12 protein-coding genes are annotated in these 24251 nt (G+C 48.5%); 11 read left to right on the top strand and 1 reads right to left on the bottom strand.

What is annotated here, in order from left to right:
- The first annotated feature begins 361 nt into the window (after positions 1 to 361).
- Both ACZMB2_RS04130 and ACZMB2_RS04125 read left to right on the top strand, forming a co-directional pair.
- Positions 362 to 1018 (top strand): HD domain-containing protein, encoded by a 657-nt coding sequence (locus tag ACZMB2_RS04130; protein WP_487595649.1) that lies wholly within the window; start codon positions 362 to 364, stop codon positions 1016 to 1018.
- A gap of 99 nt (positions 1019 to 1117) precedes the next feature.
- Positions 1118 to 1921, top strand: coding sequence for an ATPase (locus ACZMB2_RS04125; protein WP_487595648.1), 804 nt, complete (start codon positions 1118 to 1120; stop codon positions 1919 to 1921).
- A 212-nt stretch (positions 1922 to 2133) separates the two neighbouring features.
- Here the strand turns inward: ACZMB2_RS04125 and ACZMB2_RS04120 are convergent, their stop codons facing one another.
- Positions 2134 to 3567: an MATE family efflux transporter gene (locus tag ACZMB2_RS04120; RefSeq protein ID WP_487595647.1), complete on the bottom strand. Its 1434-nt coding sequence runs from the start codon at positions 3565 to 3567 to the stop codon at positions 2134 to 2136.
- Between the two features lie 127 nt (positions 3568 to 3694).
- On the opposite strand from ACZMB2_RS04120, the gene xylB reads away from it, so the two are divergent.
- The 9 genes from xylB (at position 3695) to ACZMB2_RS04075 (ending at position 24136) form a co-directional block, all read left to right on the top strand.
- Positions 3695 to 5164, top strand: a complete 1470-nt coding sequence (xylB, locus tag ACZMB2_RS04115; RefSeq protein ID WP_487595646.1) for a xylulokinase — start codon at positions 3695 to 3697, stop codon at positions 5162 to 5164.
- A gap of 167 nt (positions 5165 to 5331) precedes the next feature.
- Positions 5332 to 5781, top strand: a complete 450-nt coding sequence (locus tag ACZMB2_RS04110; protein WP_487595645.1) for an Lrp/AsnC family transcriptional regulator — start codon at positions 5332 to 5334, stop codon at positions 5779 to 5781.
- A gap of 43 nt (positions 5782 to 5824) precedes the next feature.
- Positions 5825 to 6028: a DUF378 domain-containing protein gene (locus ACZMB2_RS04105; RefSeq protein WP_487595644.1), complete on the top strand. Its 204-nt coding sequence runs from the start codon at positions 5825 to 5827 to the stop codon at positions 6026 to 6028.
- Between the two features lie 81 nt (positions 6029 to 6109).
- Positions 6110 to 6724, top strand: a complete 615-nt coding sequence (locus ACZMB2_RS04100; RefSeq protein WP_487595643.1) for an HD domain-containing protein — start codon at positions 6110 to 6112, stop codon at positions 6722 to 6724.
- 64 nt (positions 6725 to 6788) lie between these two features.
- Positions 6789 to 8075: an aspartate aminotransferase type Ic gene (locus ACZMB2_RS04095; protein WP_487595642.1), complete on the top strand. Its 1287-nt coding sequence runs from the start codon at positions 6789 to 6791 to the stop codon at positions 8073 to 8075.
- A 3-nt stretch (positions 8076 to 8078) separates the two neighbouring features.
- Positions 8079 to 9365 (top strand): sensor histidine kinase, encoded by a 1287-nt coding sequence (locus tag ACZMB2_RS04090; RefSeq protein WP_487595641.1) that lies wholly within the window; start codon positions 8079 to 8081, stop codon positions 9363 to 9365.
- A complete protein-coding gene (locus ACZMB2_RS04085) occupies positions 9366 to 10040 on the top strand; it encodes a response regulator transcription factor (protein ID WP_487595640.1) in 675 nt (224 codons plus the stop codon).
- 116 nt (positions 10041 to 10156) lie between these two features.
- On the top strand, positions 10157 to 18154 hold the full coding sequence (locus ACZMB2_RS04080; RefSeq protein WP_487595639.1) for an ICP22 family protein: 7998 nt from the start codon (positions 10157 to 10159) through the stop codon (positions 18152 to 18154).
- A gap of 18 nt (positions 18155 to 18172) precedes the next feature.
- Complete coding sequence (locus ACZMB2_RS04075; protein WP_487595638.1) at positions 18173 to 24136, top strand: hypothetical protein; 5964 nt, start codon at positions 18173 to 18175, stop codon at positions 24134 to 24136.
- Positions 24137 to 24251 lie beyond the last annotated feature (115 nt).

The following is a 24251-nucleotide window of genomic DNA, read 5'->3' as shown; positions in this document are numbered from 1 at the left end:
AGCTGAGCACCTGGGTCCCCGACTCACCTGCTTAGTTGGGTGCCTGGCTCACCTGACCTCGAAAAAGTTCCTGCGATTTCTGATTTCGCAGGAACTTTTTTGCGTGCGATCTCAATTGAGACCCATGGAGGCTCTTTTTACCGCGTAATCTGACTTGACGCGGGAACTTTTTCCAACAGAATTTCAGATAGACCCGCGAACAAGCTCAGGAACACTGCCCGGAGTTGTTTGCTTTCAGGTTGCCAGTACTGGTTCTGGAGACAACAGGTTTTACCTTCATTTTACAAAAACTTCATAGCTATATGATAGAAGCGCCTCCGCGACAGGGATTATACTAATACCTTGTCAGGAGGAGAAAAATTTGACTTATAAAGAAATTAGAAAAAATGAAGAAGTACGTGCCTATCTAAAAAAAGGAAATGAAAATCTCGGAGTTCTCGGTTATACGGATCACTCAGAAGTACATTGTGTGTTGGTTGCAGAACGCTCCGCTTATATTTTAAAGAAGCTGGACTATACAGAACATGATATAGAACTGGCAAAGATTGCCGGGATGATGCATGATATTGGAAATGCCATTAACCGGAAGCAGCATGCAGAATATGGAGCTTTGCTGGCAGGTGAGATTCTGAAGAAGACGGATATGAGTCTGGAAGACCGGATAACAGTCATGTCTGCCATCGGACATCATGATGAATCTGCAGGTGGAGCAACCGATGTAATCAGTGCCGCACTGATCATTGCGGACAAGACGGATGTACGGCGCAACCGGGTTCGTGACAAAGAACCGGCTGCCTTTGATATCCACGACCGGGTCAATTATGCAGTCACAGAGGCAAAATTGAAAGTGAATAAAGAAAAAATGACCATCGCACTGAATCTGCAGATTGATGAAAATATCTGTACTATGTTTGAGTATTTTGATATTTTTCTTGGAAGAATGATGATGTGCCGGGGCGCGGCGGAGATTCTCGGAGCAAGATTCAAGCTGACTGCAAATGGCAGTAAAGTATTATAAAAATAGTTTACTTTTTCTTGTCTGTATGTTTTAATAAGACTATCAATTCTGTTATTTTCTAAAACATCAGGAGGTGGTCTTATTTCCTATTATTATCAGATGCTGGCAGAACAGCAGCGAATCCAGAAAGAAAAAGAACGAATTCAGAAACAAATTTTCAAGTTACCTGCGGGGACGATTTTTTGTTTCCAAAATGGCACTCATGTCAAATGGTATGAAAAAGACGGAAAGAGGCGTCAGTACTTACCAAAAGACCAGCGAAAATATGCGGAGAAGCTGGCAATGAAGAAATATCTGCTGTTGCGGATGAAGGAGTTGATACAGGAAGAGCGGGCGGTAGGCAGCTACATTTCTCACCATCGGGAATCTGTGTCGGAGCAGATGCTGGCACCGGACAGCCCATACTCTGAACTTCTTGCACCGTATTTTCAACCAGAATCCAGTGACCTTCAGTCCTGGATGGAATCCCCTTATGAACAGAACAAAAAATATCCAGAGCAGAAGATTTACGGTACAAGTGCCGGAATTCATGTCCGGTCAAAATCCGAGTCTATGATTGTCTATCTTCTTCATGATTACAAAATTCCGTTCCGATATGAAAGTGAACTGGAACTGGGACAAGTGACAGTTTATCCAGATTTTACAATCAGGCATCCGAAAACAGGAAAGCTGTTTCTTTGGGAGCATCTGGGAATGGTGGATGAGACTGCATACCGTAGAAATGCCTTGTTAAAACTGCAGTTATATATGGAGCATGGCTGGATTCCATCCGCGAATCTGATATTAACTTTTGAGACAAAGGAATATCCACTGGATATGGCTTATGTGGAGGGATTGATAAAGGATTATTTTGTGGTGACCGACTGCCAGAGGGACATCTCCCTCACGGGGCAATGTCAGTAAACTTGTTCGCGGGTCTATATGAAATTTTGAAGTCAAAAGTTCCCGCGTCAAGCCAGGTTGCGCAGTGAAAAGAGTCTCTGTGGGTCTCGATTGGCTTTGCGTGAAAAAAAGTTCCTGCGAATTCAAAAAACGCAGGAACTTTTTCGAGGTAAACCGAGACAGAGACCCAGGTGCCTGCCCAAGTGTTCGCAACCGAGCCGAAAGCTCAGGTCTCACACCATCCCGCGTTCTTTCCATTTCCCGGTCCGGTATCTTGCATAAGAGATCAAAAAGTTAGCGGTCCAGCCGATGGGAACGGCGCACCAGACCATGGCAATTCCAAAACGGGGAGCGCAGGTCATGGCGACGATAACGCGGATGGACAGGTTGACCAGGTTGGCGACGGTGAACATGACCATATCACCGGAACCGCGCAGGAGACCGTCTACGGACATTTTAAAACCGATCATACAGAAGAACCATCCCATGAAAGTGAGGTAACCTTCTCCGGTCAGAAAGGCTTCTGTGGCACCGTCGGTACCAAGGAAAAGAGCAATCAGTGAATGATGAAAGCATTCCATACTGATGCACAGGATGACAGCACAGAAGATGACCATCCGGACAGCAGCATGATAGCCTTTTACAACACGGTCCGTCTTTCCGGCACCCAGATTCTGTGCAGTGTAGGAAGAGACCGCATTTCCAATGCCTGACATGGGAACTACACAGATGCTTTCAATACGCATGGCAGCAGAGAATCCGGCCAGTGCGGCGGATCCGAAGCTGTTGACCACAGACTGTACCAGCATCATACCGATAGAAACGGTGGATTGCTGCAGGATGGAGGGAATGGCAATGCGGGTCATGGAAACCAGCTCTTTTCCGTCGAAGACAGAGTGGCTCTCTGAAAATGCTGTCATTGCTCCGACACTACAAGAAGAGTCATCTATGGAAGATACTGGTGATGATATTTTTTTCAGAATCTTCAGCAGTACAAGCATGGACAGAACTGCTGAAATTCCCTGCGCGATCAGCGTTGCCCACGCTACCCCGGAGACACCCATGTGGGCACCGGCTACCAGAAGATAGTCAAGAACAATATTAAAGAGTGAGGAAAAAATGAGAAATCCGAGAGGAATTCTTGATTTTCCAAGGGCATTGAACATGGCGGAAAACACGTTGTACATGAACAGAAACGGCAACCCAAGAAAATAAATCCGCAGATATTCCGAAGCCATGGAAAGACAATCCGCGGGTGTGTTCAGAAGAACCATGATTTCCCGGCTGCAAAATAATCCGAAGATGCCAAGCAGCAGACTTAAGCCAAGAAAAGCCAGAGATGCCGTGTAGATGGCAGTCTTCATGCGGTCATATTTCTGTGCGCCGAAATACTGGCTGACGATGACAGAAGCACCCATGCCTCCGCCAATGGCCACGCAGATAAAAATATTGGTCAGTGAATAGGAGGCTCCCACTGCAGCCAGCGCCTGCTCACTGACAAAGCGGCCCACGATGGCAGAATCCGCCATGGTGTAAGTCTGCTGAAATAAATTGCCGATAATGATTGGCAGTGCAAATATAAAAAGTGCCTGAAACGGCGGTTTCTTAATTAAATAATCCTGTTCCAACGGTTTGTCCCTCCACACAATCAATTCTTTCCCTATCATACGTCAAAAAACTGAAAATGTCACATGAAAGTTATTTATTGAAAAAGCAGGTGAGATAGCGTAATATAAAAACAGAGAATGTGCATATGTGTATGTACAGGTAAGAGGGATTAAAGGAGGACATCATATGCTGTATATTGGAGTGGATCTTGGAACATCCGCAGTCAAACTGCTTCTCATGGACGGGGCAGGACACATTGAAAAAATTGTATCAAAAGAGTATCCGATTTATTTCCCACATCCGGGCTGGTCGGAACAGAATCCGGAGGACTGGTTTGCGCAGACCATGGACGGATTGAAAGAACTGCTTTCTGAATGTGATAAGAGTCAGGTGGCAGGTATCAGTTTCGGTGGTCAGATGCATGGTCTTGTCATTCTGGATGAGAAGGATCAGGTGATCCGTCCGGCGCTGCTATGGAACGATGGCCGTACTTATGAGGAATGCGATTATCTGAATAACGTGATCGGAAAAGAAAAGCTTTCCGAGTATACGGCAAATATTTCCTTCACCGGATTTACGGCACCGAAGATTCTGTGGGTGAAGAATAAGGAACCGGAGAATTTTGCAAAGATCAAAAAGATCATGCTGCCGAAGGATTACATTGCATACAAATTATCCGGTGTACACTGCACGGACGTATCCGATGCATCCGGCATGTTGATCTTTGATGTAAAGAACCGCTGCTGGTCCAAGGAAATGATGGAGATCTGCGGTATTAACGAAGAGCAGCTGGCAAAAGTATATGAGTCCTATGAGGCAGTAGGAAATGTGCTTCCGGAGATCGCAAAAGAACTTGGTATTCCAAAGACCGTTAAAGTCGTAGCAGGAGCAGGTGACAATGCGGCAGCTGCTGTGGGAACCGGAACAGTAGGAGACGGAAGATGCAATATTTCTCTGGGAACAAGCGGAACTATCTTCATTTCTTCTGAAAAATTTGGTGTAGATAAGTACAATGCTCTTCATGCATTTGCTCATGCAGATGGCCATTATCATCTGATGGGCTGCATGCTCAGTGCTGCTTCCTGCAATAAATGGTGGATGGATGAGATTATTGGAACTAAAGATTATGCAGCTGAGCAGAAAGCCATTGAGAAGCTGGGCGAGAATCATGTATTTTTCCTGCCGTATCTCATGGGAGAACGTTCTCCCCATAATAACCCGAATGCAAGAGGAACCTTCATCGGTATGACCATGGACACCACCAGAGCGGACATGACCCAGGCGGTACTGGAAGGTGTAGCATTTGCCCTGAGAGATTCTCTGGAAGTAGCAAAATCCCTTGGCATCCACATTGAGAGAACCAAGATCTGCGGCGGCGGAGCTAAGAGCCCACTCTGGAGAAAGATGATTGCCAATATCATGAACCTAAAGGTGGACATGATCGAGAGCGAGGAAGGCCCGGCCCTTGGTGGAGCTATGCTGGCAGCCGTAGCCTGCGGTGAATATAAAAATGTAGAAGAAGCAGCGGAGAAACTGGTGAAAGTTACTGGTACCGTAGAACCGGATCCAGAGTTGGCAGCAAAATACGAAGAGAAATATCAGCAGTTCAAACAGATTTATCCGGCATGCAAACCGCTGTTTGAGATCATTAAATAGGACGATAAAAAATTTTCAACAGTTTCACTGAAAATTGTGCAAAAAAGATATTGCAAAACAGAAAAATTTATTGTACAGTAGAGAAAATTAAATGATGTACATGAATGGGCATGGAAAGAGGAATTCTTTTCCATGCCTTTTTTTATTTCAGGAAGGAGCACACCGTTATGGATAGCATGGATCGCAGTATTTTAAAATGCCTCAGTGAAAACTCAAGAAGATCAGCAACTGATATCAGTCAGGCAGTCCATCTGTCAGTGGCAGCTGTTATCGAAAGAATCCGGAAGATGGAGAGGAAGGGAATTATTCAGCAGTATACAATTGTGGCAGATCAGCACAAACTGGGAAATGATGTGACGGCTCTGATGGAAGTTTCTCTGGAGCATCCAAAATATTATGAAGAATTTACAAAAGTGATGGCTGATAACGAAAATATTGTGGCCTGTGATTACCTGACGGGAGATTATGATTTTATGCTGAAAATCCAGACTCAGTCTTCTGAGACTCTGGAGCATCTTCACAGAATTATCAAAAGTATCCGCGGTGTATCTGCAACGAAAACTTATTTCGTATTGAAAGAGATCAAATGCGGACAGACCGCAGTCAGCGGAGTATAGTCTTCTTCACGCTGGATATACTAGGTGCAAAAGGAGGTAAACTTTGATGAACAGAGGTTTGGACTGTTTTGCACTGACAGTAGTTATTATTGGAGCCATCAACTGGGGACTCATCGGATTCTTTCAGTTGGATCTGGTAGCGTGGATCTTCGGAAATTTAAGCTGGCTTTCCAGAATCATTTATGCACTGGTAGGAATATGTGGTTTGTATATGCTTTCCTTCTACGGTCATTTGTCCGGTGAGTAAAAACATTTATAGGTTGCCATTTCTTCATGGATGTGCTATACTCTGAAAGACATTGGGGAAAAGGCAACGGGTGGATAGCGAATGGCGGTCAATATGACAAAAGAGATCAATTGCATGCTTTTAAAGAGCGGTTTGCCGTTGTATGAGAGGGCAGTTATGGTTGCTGCTGCTGCACATAGTGGAATGACAAGAAAGGGAACCGGAATTCCTTATCTGTCTCATCCGGTGGAAGCGGCGTCAATTATAGCGGAAATGACAGACGATCAAGAACTGATCGCAGCTGCCGTGCTGCATGATGTGGTAGAAGACACCGAGGTCACAGCACAGGAACTGGAAGAGATGTTTGGATCTAGAGTGGCCCATTATGTGGCATGTGAGACCGAGAATAAGCGCAGGGATTTGCCGCCGGAATCGACCTGGAAGCTGCGAAAGCAGGAAACCATTACATTTCTTAAGAAAAAGGCAGATCGGAATGCCAGAATGCTGGCACTTGCAGACAAGCTTTCCAATCTGCGTTCTATTGAGAGGGATCTGAACAGCATCGGAGACCGTATCTGGCAGCGTTTTAACCAGAAGGATAAAGCAATGCATGGATGGTTTTATCGCCAGACAGCGGAAGCACTCCGGGAACTGGAATTGTACCCGGCATGGCAGGAGTATGACCGTCTGATCAGAAAAGTATTTGAACAAGGGTAATTTAGGGGGGCTGTAATCATATAAGATGCAGACCCCTTATTTATAGAAATGAGGAGGACCTAAGATGACACCGTATAGTGAACTTGGAAAAGAAGAATTGCTGGCACTGAAAAAAGAACTGGAGCTTCAATATGAAGATGCAAAGGGCAAGGGACTGAAGCTGGATATGTCCAGAGGAAAGCCAGCTCCGGCACAGCTTGACATGACCATGCCGATGATGGATATTTTCACCAGCCATGCCGATATGAAGGACGAGCAGGGTGTGGATACGAGAAACTATGGCTGCCTGGAAGGAATTTACGGAGCACGCCGTCTGTTGGGCGAGATGCTGGGTGTGGATCCGGAGCATGTCATTGTATTTGGTACAGCAAGCTTAAATGTCATGTATGACAGCATTTCCAGATCTTACACGCATGGTGTCATGGGAAGTACTCCCTGGTGCAAACTTGATAAAGTAAAATTCTTATGTCCGGCTCCTGGATATGACCGTCATTTTGGTATTACCGAGCATTTCGGTATCGAGATGATTACGATTCCCATGACTTTGGAAGGTCCGGATATGGATCTGGTAGAAGAGTATGTAAAGGATCCGGCTGTGAAAGGTATCTGGTGTGTACCGATGTATACGAATCCTCTGGGAATTACTTATTCTGAAAATGTCTGCAAGCGGATGGCAGACTTAAGTCCGGCTGCGGAAGATTTCCGTATCTACTGGGATAATGCCTACTGTGTTCACCATCTGTATGATGAGGAGGAGAAACAGGATCATCTGCCGGAGATGCTTTCTATGTGCAAGGCAAATGGCAAAGAAAATATGATTCTTGAGTTCGCTTCCACATCCAAGATCAGTTTTGCAGGAGCAGGTATCAGCTGTATCGCCGCATCCAAGGACAATCTGGACTGGGTAAAGAAATCCATGACCGTACAGATCATCAGCCATGACAAGATCAACCAGCTGCGTCATGTACGTTTCTTCAAGGACCTGAACGGTATCAAAGAGCATATGAAGAAACATGCAGCTATTATGCGTCCGAAATTTGAACTCGTGCTGGATGTGCTGGAGAAAGAGCTGGGCGGTCTGGGCATCGGTACCTGGACAAAACCGCTGGGAGGATACTTCATTTCTTTCGATACGATGGAAGGCTGTGCAAAGGCTGTATACCAGAAATGTAAAGATGCAGGCGTTACTCTGACCACTGTCGGAGCCACCTATCCATATAAGAAAGATCCCCATGATACCAATATCCGAATTGCACCGTCCTTCCCGTCCATGGAAGAACTGAAACAGTGTGCAGAGCTGTTTGCACTGTGTGTAAAACTGGCAAGTGTGGAAAAATTACTGGAAAAATAAAGAATGAAAAAAGAACTGCAAGGATGGATAAAAAAATTCAGGGAAACTTACTTCAGTCCGGAGATTGATCTTTCGGCCAGAGTATTTTTTGTGCTGGTCATTGCCAGTATGTTGTTTTGCCTGATCATCACAGCAGTCAATTTTGCAGCGGGTGTCGGGACTGTCGGCGTAGTGGTCGATCTGGCATCCGCTGCTTTTTGTGCATTGATTCTGTGGTACGCAAGGACAAGCAGGCGTATCCGGCAATGTCAGCTGATCACGATTGTCTGTGTATTTTTCGGGCTGTTTCCCTATCTGTATTTACGGATGGGAGGATATCATGGAGGCTTTACCGCGTTCCTGATTTTTGCGGTGGTTTACACGGTCTTTATGCTGGAAGGATGGCTTGCTTTTGGTATTACTGTGCTGGAACTGCTTTTTTATACAGGACTGTATGTCGTTTCCTACCGGTATCCCTTCCTGGTATCAGGTTTTCCGGCAGAGAAAGATTATCTTCGCAGCAATATTATGGACTTTCTGATCGTCGGGGCGACGCTTTGCGTGACGATGTATGTGCAGGTACGGCTGTACCGGAAACAGCAGCAGCGGCTGCACCAGCAGAATCAGCTGCTGGCACAGGCCAGTCTGTCGAAGACAGAATTTCTTGCCAATGCTTCCCATGAGATGAAGACGCCTCTTACAGTGGCCTCCGTCAACATTCAGACGGTCATGCGGATGCTGAATCATATGGGGGAGAGCAATCCGGAGACGACAGAACTTTTAGCAGACGCGCAGGAGGAAATCATGGGGCTTGCACGGATGGTCAGCGGCATGCTTTCCATGGCTTCCCTGTCAGAGAGCACAGAAAAGAAACGGTGCAGTCTGACTGCGATTCTGAAAAACAGCACGGATATGCTGAGACTTCTGTTCCGGAAGAAAGAAAATGAACTGGAAGTTTCCGTGGAGGAAGGGATGGAAGTGTTTGCAGATGCCGACCTGATCTCCCAGGTGCTGGTGAATCTTCTGCAGAATGCCAATACCCATACACAGGGGGGCAGGATTGAAGTCCGGGCTTTCTTAAAAGATGGAAAATATCAGGTGGAGATTACGGATAATGGGAGCGGCATCGCGCCGGAGCTTCTGCCCCATGTGTTTGAGCGGGGTGTTTCCGACGGAGGCACCGGATTTGGACTGTTTTTAAGTAAAAGTGTGGTGGAATCCCACCATGGAAAGATCTGGATTGAGAGCAGGCAGGGAGAAGGAACGAAAGTATCCTTTGTCCTGCCGGTATATGAAGGACAAAGGGGATAGATGAAAGGAAAAAGACTGCTTCTTGTAGAAGACAATGAAAAGATTCTGAGAGGAAACCAGCGTCTGCTGGAATGGGAAGGGTATGAGGTGGACGCGGCCAGGACGCTGGAACAGGCAGAACAGTGCTTTGAAGCCAGGAGACCGGATGCCGTGATCCTGGATATTATGCTGCCGGATGGAAACGGACTGGAATACATGAAAGCACTGCGGCAGGGAAGGGAAGGCGATGTGCCGATCTTACTGCTCACCGGGCTCACCAGCCAGGAAGATGTAATACAGGGATTGGCAGCAGGCGGAGATGATTATCTGACAAAGCCCTATGATTTTCCGATTCTGCTGGCACGTATTGAGGCACTTCTGAGGAGGGCAGACCGGATTCCGAAGACACTGCAGGCAGGAAAGCTTGTGCTGGATATCACCTCCTGTACGGCGAGTATGGAAGGGCGGGATCTTCTGCTGACCCAGAAGGAATTTGCACTGTTATCACTGTTTGTACAGAACCAGGGACAGGTGATAAGCGGAGAATATCTCTATGAAAAAGTTTGGAAGACTTCTACGGCGGGAGACACCCAGGCACTCAAGACGGCTGTGGCGAGACTGCGGAACAAGATCAGGGAGAGTGGTTTCTGCATCGTGTCGGCGAGAGGAGAAGGCTACTGCCTGGAACAGGAATAAGGACTCGTAAGCAGGGTGAAGGTTACAAAATTGCAACCTTCGCCCTGCTTTTTTTGTAATTCGATATAATGAAGACAGGTAATGATCGTGTTATGAAACAAACGGGGAGGAGACCGATGAAGAAAAAGATAATCAGTATTCTGTTGGTGGCAAGTCTGATGGCGGGAAATATGGGAGACCTGTCAGGAATGCAGGTGAAGGCCGCACCGGCATATACCTATGAACCTGTGACCGGACTTTATATGGCATATGAGAGCGGCAATCATCCGGCGACCGGGGATAGCCAGATCGCACTGATGGATCAGTCCATGAGCATGGCTGCATCTGACGGTACATTTTTGACGACTTATAAGGACTATGACAGTCAGCGCGCATATCTGGAGCGGAATCATTATCTCTTGAATTCGTATTTTACACTGGAGTCGGACGGTGGGGGTTCCACGTTTCGTTATCAGGGGGATCAGATTCTTGGAAGTTCTGTGAAGGGGACGAAAAAGGGAACCTATGCAGCCGGGTACGCAGCGGGAAACGGTATGACCGGCATGGTAAGAGAGGGAAGCCGTGTACATACATTTGATCCGTCCAGAGAATGGTATTATGCTACTTTGAAAAGAAACGGAATCTCTGTGGGGGCAAAAGAGTATGATAAGGATACGATCTGGAATGGGAATACCGTCAATATGGTAGCCAAAGGAGATGTGGAATACTCTTATGCGCTGGAAGGCTATTCTGATGAAATAACGAAGATGGACGGATTTGCCGGACTGTATGGGCACAAATATGTGTTCCGGGGACTGATCAATGCGCTGGGACACGGCTTAGATGTGGACAGTATGGGCCGGTTTAAGCCATTTAACCTGAAAAATGACAGGAGCCTTCAGTTTTCTTCTCTCTCTGATTACTGGACAAGCGCGCAGAAGCTTCAGAACGGCGGTATGTGGTTTAAGGGATATGGAAATGACAGTACCGTCAGTCCGGTTCGTTTTCAGAAGATCACGGTATATGGAAAAGATACACAGGGACCGAAGATTGCGTATGCGGCAGTCTATGACCGAAATCCGGTCTATCAGAAAGAAGATACCATTCCGGAGGGCAAGGCAGAAGGGTTTATGAACTGGGAGCTTGCCCCGGTCACTGGTGTAAGTGAGGCGGGGAAGGAACTTTATGTTGCACTGGTATTTGACGAACCGGTCGTTTTCAAAGAGGGCACCGTTCTTTCTGATCTGAAGCTGGATGTGAAAGCCATGGGAATCAGCGGTTCCGATGCCAATCCGGCGGCCGCTTCCTTTTACAGTTACGCACCGCATGAGAAGACCGGTCTTCCGGTCATGGTATTCAAATATACGGTTCCCAAAGACAGCAGTGTAAGAGGGGACTACTACCGTCTGACCAAGGTGGTATTTAATGACAAGGACAATGCGGCTCTCTTCCAGAATATTACGGACCTGTCCGGAAATGCCATGGGCCTGAACCAGTCCGGCATGCAGGATGGATTTGAGAAAAACCTGGTAAATACGGTCATTGATCTTAGAAAACTGGCAGTGAAAAGTGTCAGCATGGATGCGGGAGATGCCGCAAATGTACCGGAAGGCGGCAAATTGTCAGTTACGGTCAATCTGACCAAAGAGATCAGCAACCGGAAAGAGCTGGAAAAAGCAGAGGAAAACCTGCCGGTGCTGACGCTGAACGTGAAAGACCAGGATGGAAACTATGTGACCATCGGCGGCACACGCAGTGTGGTAAATAGTAAAAGTGAGAGCTTTTTAAATTATGAAATAACCGATACGTCAGACACGGCCAACAGTGCCAGCTGTCTCGCCCTGCGGTTTACCACGCAGACGGAAAAAGGATGGCAGTTGGAGGAAGGCGCAGACCGTATCCGTGTGAAGAGCCTGCATCTGAATGGGCTGGAGATCAAGGACGAGGTCGGAAATGTGCTTTCCGGAGAGATCATTCAGAATGGAAAGACCCAGGACGGCACAGATCTCACACCGGACAGAAGCTACCAGCTTGACTATCAGCCGATGAAACTGACACTGGAAGCTGGAAGCTTTGATGATACGACAAATATTTATAAAGTGCCGTATCAGGTAAATGACAACGCATCCTTAAAGGGCTGCACCGGAAAATTATCATTCTATCTGACGCCTTCTTATTATGGAGAAGAGAAGCTTCAGTATGCGCTACTGGATACGGATACCGTTGCGGACAATGAGTGGAAAGGGGCATCTGACGGCACCGGTGCGGAGACACTGATTTTTTCCGATGCAAAGGAACAGAAGGGATATTTCTTCCTGAAGCTTCCGGACAAATGTGAGGCAGGAGACCTGAACCTGAAGCTGGAAGGAAGCGACGGCGCCGGAAATGAGGCGCAGAGTATTCAGGTGGTCAAGATCGGTATTGACAGGGCAGAACCGCGGGTGAAGATGGAATGGGTGGATGAACGCACCATCCGTGTTGCGATTACCGATCTGTCAGATGTATCGTGGAGCTATGACTGGAAGTTCACGAAAAAGAGCGGCAATTTGGAAGATCAGGAGACGCATCAGACAGGGAAAGGAACCGACAAGGTCATTACCCTGAAAAATGATGAGATTGGAACCGATCAGGTGCTTTATGAATCTGTGTTTATATTGACTGTGACAGCTAACGGACAGACGGTGACGATGCCGGAACTGACCGGAAGTTATGACAATACCGTTGCCAGCATCGAATTGAGCAGTGATGTTCCGACAGATACATTTGTCAGCGGGTCACCCTGGGTGAAAGTGGCCTATAAGGATGTGGCAAAGCTGGAATATTTCTGGATGGCAAGATCTGTCGATGCCCCCGCAGGAAACTATTCGAAATGGAGCTATACAGAGATTGATTTGAGCAGCACAGATACCAGTATCCAGTCACTGGATGAGATACAGGACGAAGAGGCAGTCACGGAAGAACCGGTGCAGGAGGAACTGATCGAGGAAGAAAAGACTGCCGGGGAAGAAGTGATCAAAGAGAACCCGTCCGACAGTGAACCGGTCGAGGAAGAACCTTCGGAAGAGAAGCCGACGAAAGAAGAAACGTCGGAAGAGAAACCTTCGGAAGAAGAAACCGCAGAAGAGAACCCGTCTGACAGCGAACAGACCGGAGAATCAGCCGAAGAACCGGATGGAGAGTCGGTAGAAAAGAAGTCGACGACGGAAGAACCGGCAGAAGAGGCTCCGGCCGAGGAAGAGCAGGCAGAAGAACCTGTCGAAGCGGTACCGGAAACAGGTGGCCAGTTTATGACCATGTCCGCCAGACATGCGGTGAAAACGGAGCAAAGCACCGGTGGACAGTTTCGGCTGATGACTGCGAACGAGAGTCTCTCGGTGCCGACTGTGAATCATGAGGAGCGGCCAGACAGTGAAGATACTGCGAGTAACAATGACATACCAGACAATGATACAGCAACTAACAGTGAAGATGAAGCAATAACATTGCATACAGGCAGTGTCACACTGAATGCAGCGGATGCAGCAGAGCTGTGGCTGCAGGGAAATGTACAGAAAGAGGTGTCTGAGATCTACCGGCCGCTGGAACTGTTTGTAAAAGCAACGGATGCTTCCGGTAAATCTACCTATAAGAGCATTTCCTTCCGGCTGTTGAACCGGTTGAACACAAGTGGTAAGGAGCTGGGATTCGGCAACAGTTACACATTTATTGATTCTAATTTCCGGGTATGGGATGTGGACGTGACAGGGCTGGATGGAGAATCCAAGTGGATGCAGCCATATACGAAAGGGGAAGATCTTCTCGTAACCGGTAAGATCATTGTGGGAAAAGCCTATGACGGCGCTGAGATTGATTATGCAAATTCGTATGTGCAAGTAACAGATGATGAGACTGGCGAGGAACTCTGGCGGGAAACCATTGATGAAAGCACGCTTGTGAAGGACAATTTTGATAGTGAGCTGCAATGGTTTGAAGGCCTGCAGACAGAGACAGGGATGCTCAAGCGTTGCACTCACTACCGTTACACGACGGTAATCCCGGCATCCGTATTTGACAAGGTAGAGAACAGACAGAGATGGTTTACGGTGACGATGGAACTGGTTCCGTATACACCGACTGCAATTGGAGATGCAGATCAGATTTCTTTTGATGAAGGAGGAAGGGTGGAAAGGCATTATTTCTCTGTTGTGCCGAAGCTTCCCATCACCGGAGGAATTGCGGGAATCAAGACATGGCAGGGGACAAGCGAAGAGGAAAGTGGAGAATACGGAGAATACAAAGTTACCAGAGATCTTCATTTTGCCGGAACACAGGCACAGCTTTCTGTGGATGAAAATGGAACGATAGAGGATCACACCACAGAGCAGGTGGTGGAACTTGCCACACTGGCAGATCTCACAGGTAGACAGGGAATTCCGCCGCAGCTGGTCTTCTATGCACAGGATGGCGGTGTGAATGAAAACTCAGAAGATACCGAAAGAAGATATGAGGGCAGAACCGCGCAGGTGATTACAGGCAGCAGGAGTGCCTTGAAGCTGGATACGGAGAGCGGAACATTTGTGATAAATACAGATGACGTTACCAAATCTTCCGGAGAGCTGATAAACAGTTACGATGATCCCTATAGGAATGGCACCTGGCCGGAACAGGCGACGGAAGATCATGCCGGTTATGAGAATGCACTGCTGGGTGAGAGCTACGGACTTCAGCTTCAGTCCGGCTTAAATGAGATTTATTACCAGTTTATCTCGGCAAGCGGGGACTATTCCCCGGTCTACAAGCTGAGCCTTCAGCTTAAAAAGCCACAGGTGACTTCTGAGATGAACCCGCCTGCACCGACGGATGATAGCAAGGTGAGCCAGGAAGTCACGGTGAATATTCACATCAGTGAGGAAGAAGACCTTGCAAACGTGGATGTGACAGCGGCTTATGAAGACGGTGAAGCGGTGCCGCAGCTGTCTGGAAGTGCCGAAGGAACCCACAGTTTCCTTTTTGTCCGCAATGGTAACGTAACCGTAACGCTTACAGACAAGGAAGGAAATACATCCAGTGAGACCATCCCGGTGACACACATTTCCGAAGCACCGGTATTGGAAGATGTGACAAGCAACAGTACGACGCAGATTGATGTGACCGGTAAGACCGGAACTAACGCAGTGCGTGTGGGATTCCGTTTCGATGAAGCCTATGAGAAGTGGATCGATGCAGACGGAACCGATGACGGACAGTGGCATGATGTGAAGGAAGGCACCTTCCCGGGCAGACTGGACGGCACAACGTTCAATGACGATGGAACCTTCCGAATCCTTGCGGAAGCCAAATCAACAGAAAACGGAGAAGGGGTGAACCCGACTTCCATTACCATCCGGGCGGAAGACCGGTATGGACATGTGACGGAGCAGACGCTGGCGCTGAGTGTGACCGGAAGCCGGGCAAAAGCAGTGACCACTTCGTATACATGCGGAGAGAGCTTTGGCTTTAATCAGCCGGTCTATCTGGCAGAGCCGGATACCGGAGTGGACAAATGGACCTATAAAGCGTCGTATGATTTCCTGCCGGTTTATGAGAGTGGAACTTTTACCATCACCTATTATGATCTGTTTGCCAGACAATGGACGGAAGAGATCACGACTGTATTGGATGATGCATTCCGCCACAGTGTGGTGCAGTCCATTACGACATCTACACAGGAGGATGTAACTGTCACAATCTCAGCACTTGCAGATTATCTGTATGTGAAATGCGATGGCGATGTGAAAGCTGACGGTGATACGGTCTCTATCGGTGAAAGTACATATGGTAAGACCGGGAAACTTACCTATACAGAGAGTGGCATAAAAGCATACACACTTGCAGTCCTGAGTGAAGACCCTACGGCGGAAGAGCGCACGATGACATTCCAATACCGGGTTGGAAATATTGACCGGACAGCGCCGACGGCGGTCTTGGAACGGGTCGTCAATGGAAATGAAGTAGTGGTGCTTCAGGAAGACGGTTCTGTGAAGCGTACCGTATATGGAAGTGTGACGTACCAGATTCTTGGATTTGACGAAGAAAATGTCCGGATTACGGACAGCTCCAATGGAGTCATCCGCTTTACCGCGCCCGGAAAAGAAGTGTTCCATTTTCAGGATGAAGCCGGTAACCGTGGCACACTGGAAGTCAGTGAACAGGATACAGATTTCATAAGCACCGAAGCAGGAACGATCAAAGAAGTCCTCATTTCCTGGTATCTGGGCGATACATTGGCAGGTACTTATGTAAATCCGGACGGACAGGAGGTGGATTTTCCGAAGACCACGAAAAATATGCGGGCTGTGCTCACTGCACTGAATGAGAAAGGGGAGACTGTAGATACAGAACTGTCTCTCGCAGAGGGAACAGAGGTAGATTTTGCAAGGATCAATCAGACGAATGGAAGCGTGGTATTCTCCGGAAACGGAAAGTTGACGCTGACACTGAAGGCAGCCAATGAAGTACAGATACCGCTGACTATCAGCAATATTGACAAGAGGGTACCTACAGGAAGGCTGATCTACGGACAGCCGGAAAACGGAAAGGTAAAAGTCTATGTGGAGCATGATGCGGACAGCTGGATCGAGGAACCGCAAAACGTGCAGAAGGATGCGGAAGGAGAATATATCGAGTTTACCAGCAACGGAATGATTCAGATTACGCTGAAAAATGATGTGGGAAATACCACCACACTGATTGCAGAAGTCTATGTACTGGACACAGAACCGCCGGTGATCACATCCAGCCGGTGGCTGACACAGACCGGTGATCTTACAAAAGTGACCAACGGAGCTGTCCGCCTCTACATGGAATTTAATGAGCAGATTTCCAGAGCAGAGCTTACCATATCAGACAGGGAAGGCAATCCGGTGGATGCTGCTCAGAAGGATGCCTATGCGAAGGCGACGATTCTGGGCAACACACTGACCGTAGATTTTGAGCAGAACTGTCAGATCGGACTGAAGGCGTATGACATGTCAGGAAATGCACCGCAGACTCCGTGGACCTATCCGGCAGATGCCCCACTTACCATCATTGACAGAACAGCACCGACCATGACGCTTACCAAAACCTATGATGAGGATGCGAATACCGTTCATCTTGCGTCAGATTTTAATGAACCGGTGACGGGCACCTTTGAAGCAGGAACCGGTACGGATGGTACGCCTGTTTATGAGAATCATTTTGAAAAGACGGTGGATAAAAACGGTACCTATCAGCTGAGCTTCGCAGATGAAGCCGGCAATCCGGTATCCCAGGTGGTACAGGTGACAGAGATCGATACGACAGCTCCGAAGCTCACATTTACGTTCTGTGAGCAGGACGGCACAAAACTGGAACTGAAGAAGGACGAACAGGGAAACCTCTTTGCACCGGTCCGGAAGGACAGTTTTTACCTGAAAGTAACGACCGATGAGGACAACACATCTGTGAGAATCCGGAATACCAGCACACGGGGCATGGAACAGAAGCTTCCCATTACCGGCAAAGATCAGTATGCAGATTATCTGGTGGAGGAAAACGGTATCTATCAGTTGATCGCGGAAGACCGGTATGGAAATACCGGAGTCAGCACAGTGACCATTGATTTTCTGGACAAAACGCCGCCTGCCCTGACATTTCCGTCCGGCGCGGTGGAAGTACTGGCAGGTACTCAAGCTGCAGTGGCAAAAGCAGCGCTTCGTTCCGGCGTTACCGCAGATGAAGCGTGTGCTATGGAAGTATTGCTGGATGAAAGTATACTTCGCATGGCAGGTTCCTACGTGGTTCCTATCCAGGCGGTGGACAAAGTCGGAAATGAGACCAGAAAGACAAGAAGGCTGAAAGTGCTCCCGGCAGATGGCCATTACTTTATGGTCAATGGAAAGAACGTACAGGCAGGCAGCGTGAGCACGGTGACGGGAACAACCGTGACGGTAAAGGCACCGGAGGAATATACAGAAGAACTGTCGGCAGGCGGAGAGGCAGCCCTCTACTGGAGCAAAGGCTATCAGACGAGAGCCCAGATGAAGGATGCAAAGAAATTTACCGATTCCTTTGAAGTATCAGAAAGTGGCTACTACACCGTGATGCTTGGTACGCCGAACAGAGATGCCTATCTGATCTATCTTTATGTACAATAACGGGGAGGGACGAAGGAGATGAAAAATAAGAGCAGAATTGGAAAACGGATTGTCTCAGCTCTTCTGGCTGTTTTTCTGATGGCCGAGAGTGTTCCTCTTGAGGTATTTGCATGGAAATCAGAGAGCGGGACACTCAGTGTGGAAAATGACTATATCAAAGTCACTGTGAATCAGAAAAACGGTGGATACAGCATCACGACAAAGGAAGGTGATGTGACCAAAGAAACGGATAATGACAAAGCACTCCTGCACAGCGGGGAGGAGTATGACAGTTCCTTTGCCAGTTTCCAGGTCGGCGGCGAGAACGGGAAGGGATATATTTTCGGTAATCACTACCTGTTCTCAGAACCGCTGGTGACCACATCCGATGCCAATGGCATTACCAGTACCTATCGCGTCGGGGATCTGAGCATCACCCAGAGAATTGAACTGGTCAACAATGCGTCGTCCGAGCAGCTGGGAACGGCACAGATCCTTTATACGGTGGAAAATAAATCCGACCAGGAAAAGGCGGTTCGGAGCAGACTTCTGATGGATACCATGCTGGGGGATCAGGATTACGCCCTTTACGAAGCGGGAAATAACATTCTCGGTGACGGGTTTCAGGGTTATGTAAAAGAGACGGTACTGGATTCCTCGGACGGGAAAACGGTGATTCCGGCAGATTATTTTGCAAGAAACCGTCTGTCAGAATCGACCATAGCGGCATTCGGAGTGAACAGTACGCTGAAGACAGAAAAACCCTATAAGATGATCTTTGCCCACTGGGCGAACCTGGCTTCCAGTATCTTTGATTATACACCGGATACGACGCTGAATTTTACGAATAATCTGAATGAGTGGAAGACAGCGGATTCTGCGGTGGCACTGTATTTTGATCTGGGAACGCTGGGAGGCGGAGAGAAGAAAACATTCTCCACATACTATGGAGTCACGGCAAATGTTAAGAATAAGGGAAATCAGGTCCGGGTAAATACGACAGCCCCTTCTGTACTCCGGTTCAATGACGCAAGGACGGATTTTATCGGAAGCTCCGGCGAGGCAGACAATCTGGTCCGGGTGAGCACGACGGTCAATAATCCGTCAAAACAGACAGACGGACAGGAGGGAACCACATGGAGCCATCTGCGGGTAGCGGTCTACGCAGTGGGACTGACCACACAGAGACAGTCGGATGACGGCTCCTGGACGACGTATGACAATACGAACCCACTGGTGACAGAGATCGAAGATTTCAAGCCGGGGAGATCACTTCCGACCTATTTTGATTTTCAGTTTACCCCGCAGGAAGAGCCGCAGCTTGGAAGCTTTGTGACCAAAGTGTATAATTTTGACCCGGCGGTCAACGAGCTGGGTGTCTATGCGGAGGATTTCTGCATCGCGACTACAGAGAACAGTATCTTTATTCCGGGAAAAGATCCGGATATGCCGGTGGTATCCGTACTTGGCGTGCAGCCGGAGATTCTCTACAATGAAGGCGGAAGATATCTCACGATTGCCGGAAAAGGCATGAGTTTTCTGAAGCATGCCGGTTTCCGGGGACTGGAACTGGTGAAAGAAGAGGACGAAACGGTCCGCTATGCAGTTGCCACGGATGCCTGCAGTGTCAGCGAGGACGGAAACAGTGCGGTCTTTTATCTGGAAGAATATATGGAAACGGGACGCTATCAGGTACATATGAAGTGGGACAGCGCGGAGGCAAACCGCCCGGAAGGGGTGCCGGAGGATATTACCGGAGACGGCATGAAGGTTCTGATGACCGATGACGAAAGCTACCGGAATGATTTTTATGCAGTACTGGCAGTTGTGAGAAAACCGGAGAACAAGTATAGTCTGACTGCTTTTCGAAGTGAAGCAGAATTGTCCCGGTATGAAGAACAGCTGAGTGTAGACGGAAAGGGGAAAGACCTGCTGCTCACACTCCGAGGCGATCTGGTGAAGGAAGAAGACGGCCGGTACCGGATGGCAGGACAGGACAAAGCGGTGACGATCAACAATACGCTGAAATATACAGGAAGCTCCTTTGAGGTACAGGAGACGGGTGGAAGTGTACGGATTTCCATGAACGGTTCCCTGACGACACTGGGTGCCAATACCAGTGTGCGAAACGGCCGGTCGAGCATTAACATGGAAAGCGGTAAGGAGATTGTCGTTCCGGTCTATAACCAGAGCGGCGTGATTCTGTCCGGAAATGACCTTACCGTCGGACAGGAATATATGGAAGTGAGCTGGGACAGCTCCTACAGTTTTCTGCAGAGCGTGGGAGGCTTTCTGATTGATCTTCGGTATGGTGTCTTCGGAAAGATGAATGACACAGAAGAAGACCAGGAAGATGTGACGGCAGACTATTATGATATCGTATCCTTCGGCGGCGGCCTTGATCTGTCTTTCATGACACCAGGCGGCGCACAAAAGGCGAGGGAAAACCAGTCCAAGAGCAGTTCCTGGACGTATACGAAGATGGACAGCACCAGTGGGCTTGACCCTTACGGATTTGGGAGCTTCGTCGCGGAGGACGCACCGGAACAGGAGGATGTGACGGCACTTGCGGGCGGCGCGCAGATTACGGATGTGTTGTTCGGCAGCAACGGGAAGAAGGATGGCTACATCGGCATCAACATGGATGCATGGATGACCATGCCGCAGATCGTCAGTTTCCTGCCGGGTTCCATGAGCGGTCAGCTTTCTGTCAATACGATAGGCGGATACGAAGTCGGCGTGGAAGGAGAGGCGGAAGCGGCAAACTTTGAGATGCAGTTTGCACTGGTCGTAAAGGGAAATCCTTCCGGGGCACCCATACCGGATAAACTCTACTTTACACTGGGCGGCTTTGAACCGGGTGCCAACGTGGACGGTCTTGGTATCTTCTGGCTGACCGGCGGAGGCGGTGGATATGACAAGCTTTATGATACAATCTACGGAACCGACGGACTGCCTCCTCTGACATTATTGCTGAATGTACAGTTTGACATTTTCAAGGTCATGACAGGTACGGCAGATTTGAAACTGTCCCTGCGGGCAATCGCGGTATCCCTGTCGGATGTGAGCCTGAAATTTGTCAGAAATGCGAGATTTCTGGATGGCGGAAGCGTCGGCGTGGCCTGGTACCCCAACATGGAAATTTCCCTGGAGGGCAGTGTAAACTTTATGCAGCTGTTCAAAGGCAGCTTCTATGTGATCGGGACACAGGATCTTTTTGAAATGATGATGAGAGTGGCGATTTCCCTGCCGCAGTACATTCCGGTCATCGGAGGCATGGAGATCGCTTCCGCAGAACTTGGCGGCGGAACGGTGAAGATGTGGGGTTCGGTTACGGTGCTTGGCATCATTCATCTTGGATTTGTATACTACTGGGATAACGGAGAAGTGAAGTTCACTACCTCCCGGATGGCAAATGCCAGACAGGTCTACCGGAGGCTTTCGGAACCGATACCGGTACAGTATAACGCGAAGACAGATGAAACGCAGATGATGTACCTTGGTACCAATCTCAATTTTGTGGAGAGCAATACGACGATCTATCAACACCGGCTGAAACTGGACAGTGGAAAAACCTATCTCATTACCGTAAATGCGGTGGAAAACGGGGAGACGCTGAAAGCGGATGACCTGACATTGACGCAGAATGGTTCCGGAAATCTGCTGAAGTTCTATGAACCGACAGGAGATGTGGAGAAGGATCAGGAGCTGACGCAGAGTTCCAATGCCAATCTGGTCAATGGAGTAGCCTACATTGCAGTGAAAGGATCAGATCAGTCTTATCTTCTGAGCGCAGGAACGGACGCGCATCCGATTGCCACCAGCGTGGGCGTGATCGAGGTGGAAGAGCTGCCGACGGTTGAAAATGTAGAAGCAGAGACACTTTCCGGCGGTTCAATGATAACGGTAAAATGGAAAGCATCCCATATTACAGATGATACAAAGCTTCATTTTTCCCTTTCTGAAAAGCAGGATCTGGAAAGCACCCTTGCTTCCGGAAATGTACTGCTGAATCAAACGATTACGAGCAAGAGCGCAATCGAGGCGGGATTTACGAATGTATCCATTCCGGATGATATTCCTTCCGGCAATTACTATGTGAATGTCACCGTCGAAGAGGAAGGAAAGACCTATGAGCGGGTACAGTCTTCAGAAAAGGTGATGATTACAAATCCAAAGGCACCTGAGGCACCGGATGCAGTGACACTGAAAAATCAGGGAAATTATAAGCTGACCGTCGATATCCAGGATAATTTTCAGGATCCAATGCTTGACGGATACTATATCGATGTGTATGAAACAGCGGAAGACGGAACGAGAACATTAAAAGAAAGCGGACTTTATTTTACAAAAGAGCAGGCAAAAAATGACGAAGTCTTTATAGGCGGACGCTATGAGATGCCTGGTTACGCAAAAGGAGAAGACGGTACTTTGGTACCGGACGGAACGACAACAGAGATCGGGTATACGCCGGGCTGCACCTATGATGTGGATGTCCGTGCAGGAAGAACGGATGTGGATGCTGCGTCGGGCGAAGAGACCCTTTACTGCAGCAGCAGGAAGGCAAGTCAGGCGGCCGTGCTGAACATACCGAAGATGGCAAAACTGACGATTGCGGTCAATGGAAGTACAGTATCGGAAGAGAGTGAAGCAGATGGAGTAAGCGGCATTCTTAGCAGCCAGACGTCCAACACGGTACGCATCACCAGTACGATTCCGGTAAAAGGAACGCTGACGGTGGATGGCGCGGAAGGAGAAAGCTATCCATTTACGACGCTGGCGACAGAGTTCAGTCGGCAGATCAGTCTTTCAGATGGAGTACATACACTGGAATTTGCCTGTGAAAATGAGCAGGGGGATCAGAAGATCCTGACACAGAATGTGATCGTGGATACGACACCGCCATTGCTCTTGCTGGAAAGTCCGACGACAGGAGAGACACCGGAGGGCAGTAAGCTTCAGATCCGGGCAGCCGCAGAGAAAGGCAGCAGATATACCTTCCTGATTGATGGGGAGCAAATTGGAAAATCGGACCAGAATCTGGACAGTCACCTTAGTCAGGGACAGTTACGTGTGGAACTTATCCTGCCGGAGAACCAGACACTGTGGAACCGGACATTGACCATCCTGGCAAAAGACCATGTCGGAAATGAGACGAAAAAAGAGGTTTCGTTCCAGAATGGAGCATTGCTTGAACGGCTGGCCGATCTCAAATATGTGGAACTCCTGGCAGATGGCAGTCCGGTGAAGGACGGTGTGATCGATCTGACAGAGAAAGACCATGCAGAATTAAAACTGACAGGTGTCCTTTCGGATGGCAGCACGCTTGACCTGACCGGATATGAGCAGACCTCCGTGGATGTACGGTGGGGAGACAGTGTGAAAGTGGAAACGTCCGGAGAAACACTTGTGAAGAAGACCGGAAACGAAGGAGACAGCCAGATTATGGCCGTGTTCCGCCCGTTGAAGAGCAGTGACCTTGCATATGTGACGGCAGTTAGTATCCGTACCACTGCACAGGAAAGCCCGGAGGATCCGTCGAATCCGGATACACCGACGACCCCGGATACACCGACGACCCCGGATGCGCCGACGACCCCGGATACGCCGACCACGCCGGAAAAACCGTCTGGATCCAGAAAAACCTCTGGTTCCGGTTCAAAACTTGCATCAGGAAGCGAGACATCACCTGCAAGTCCGATTGGTGATCTTGCGCTGGGTGAGATTCCAACCGGTAAGATGTCAGAGCCAGGTAAAGATCTGGCGGAGATTGATCTTGGAGATGACACAGGAGAAGTCAATACACCAGTTGAAGAAATCCAGGAGAAAGAAGATAAAGATGGTATTCCGAAGCCGGATCAGGAAGAAGATGCGGTGGATGCAGGCAGCCAGTCTGTGGAGAACGGACATCTTTCATGGATTCTTCTGATACTCCTGATTGTGACAGCAGGAATCGGATTCCTTCTGATCTTACTTGGCCGAAGAAAGAGAGAAGAAGAATAATATTACAAAGGCTCTGAAAGGTCCAAACTCTCCAGCGTATGCACCTGATCTTCCAACCCGAGCACACAAAAAGGGCTGCCCGTCATCGGGCAGCCCTTTTATGCACATAAGAACA

The organism is Hominiventricola sp., from assembly GCF_057604405.1.
This window is presented reverse-complemented; position numbering and strand designations above follow the sequence as displayed.

Coding starts and splice junctions, on each gene's coding strand:
- ACZMB2_RS04075 (WP_487595638.1), top strand. CDS start 18,173: ATGAAAAATAAGAGCAGAATTGGAAAACGGATTGTCTCAGCTCTTCTG.
- ACZMB2_RS04090 (WP_487595641.1), top strand. CDS start 8,079: ATGAAAAAAGAACTGCAAGGATGGATAAAAAAATTCAGGGAAACTTAC.
- ACZMB2_RS04120 (WP_487595647.1), bottom strand. CDS start 3,567: ATGATAGGGAAAGAATTGATTGTGTGGAGGGACAAACCGTTGGAACAG.
- xylB (WP_487595646.1), top strand. CDS start 3,695: ATGCTGTATATTGGAGTGGATCTTGGAACATCCGCAGTCAAACTGCTT.
- ACZMB2_RS04085 (WP_487595640.1), top strand. CDS start 9,366: ATGAAAGGAAAAAGACTGCTTCTTGTAGAAGACAATGAAAAGATTCTG.
- ACZMB2_RS04080 (WP_487595639.1), top strand. CDS start 10,157: ATGAAGAAAAAGATAATCAGTATTCTGTTGGTGGCAAGTCTGATGGCG.
- ACZMB2_RS04110 (WP_487595645.1), top strand. CDS start 5,332: ATGGATAGCATGGATCGCAGTATTTTAAAATGCCTCAGTGAAAACTCA.
- ACZMB2_RS04125 (WP_487595648.1), top strand. CDS start 1,118: ATGCTGGCAGAACAGCAGCGAATCCAGAAAGAAAAAGAACGAATTCAG.
- ACZMB2_RS04095 (WP_487595642.1), top strand. CDS start 6,789: ATGACACCGTATAGTGAACTTGGAAAAGAAGAATTGCTGGCACTGAAA.
- ACZMB2_RS04100 (WP_487595643.1), top strand. CDS start 6,110: ATGGCGGTCAATATGACAAAAGAGATCAATTGCATGCTTTTAAAGAGC.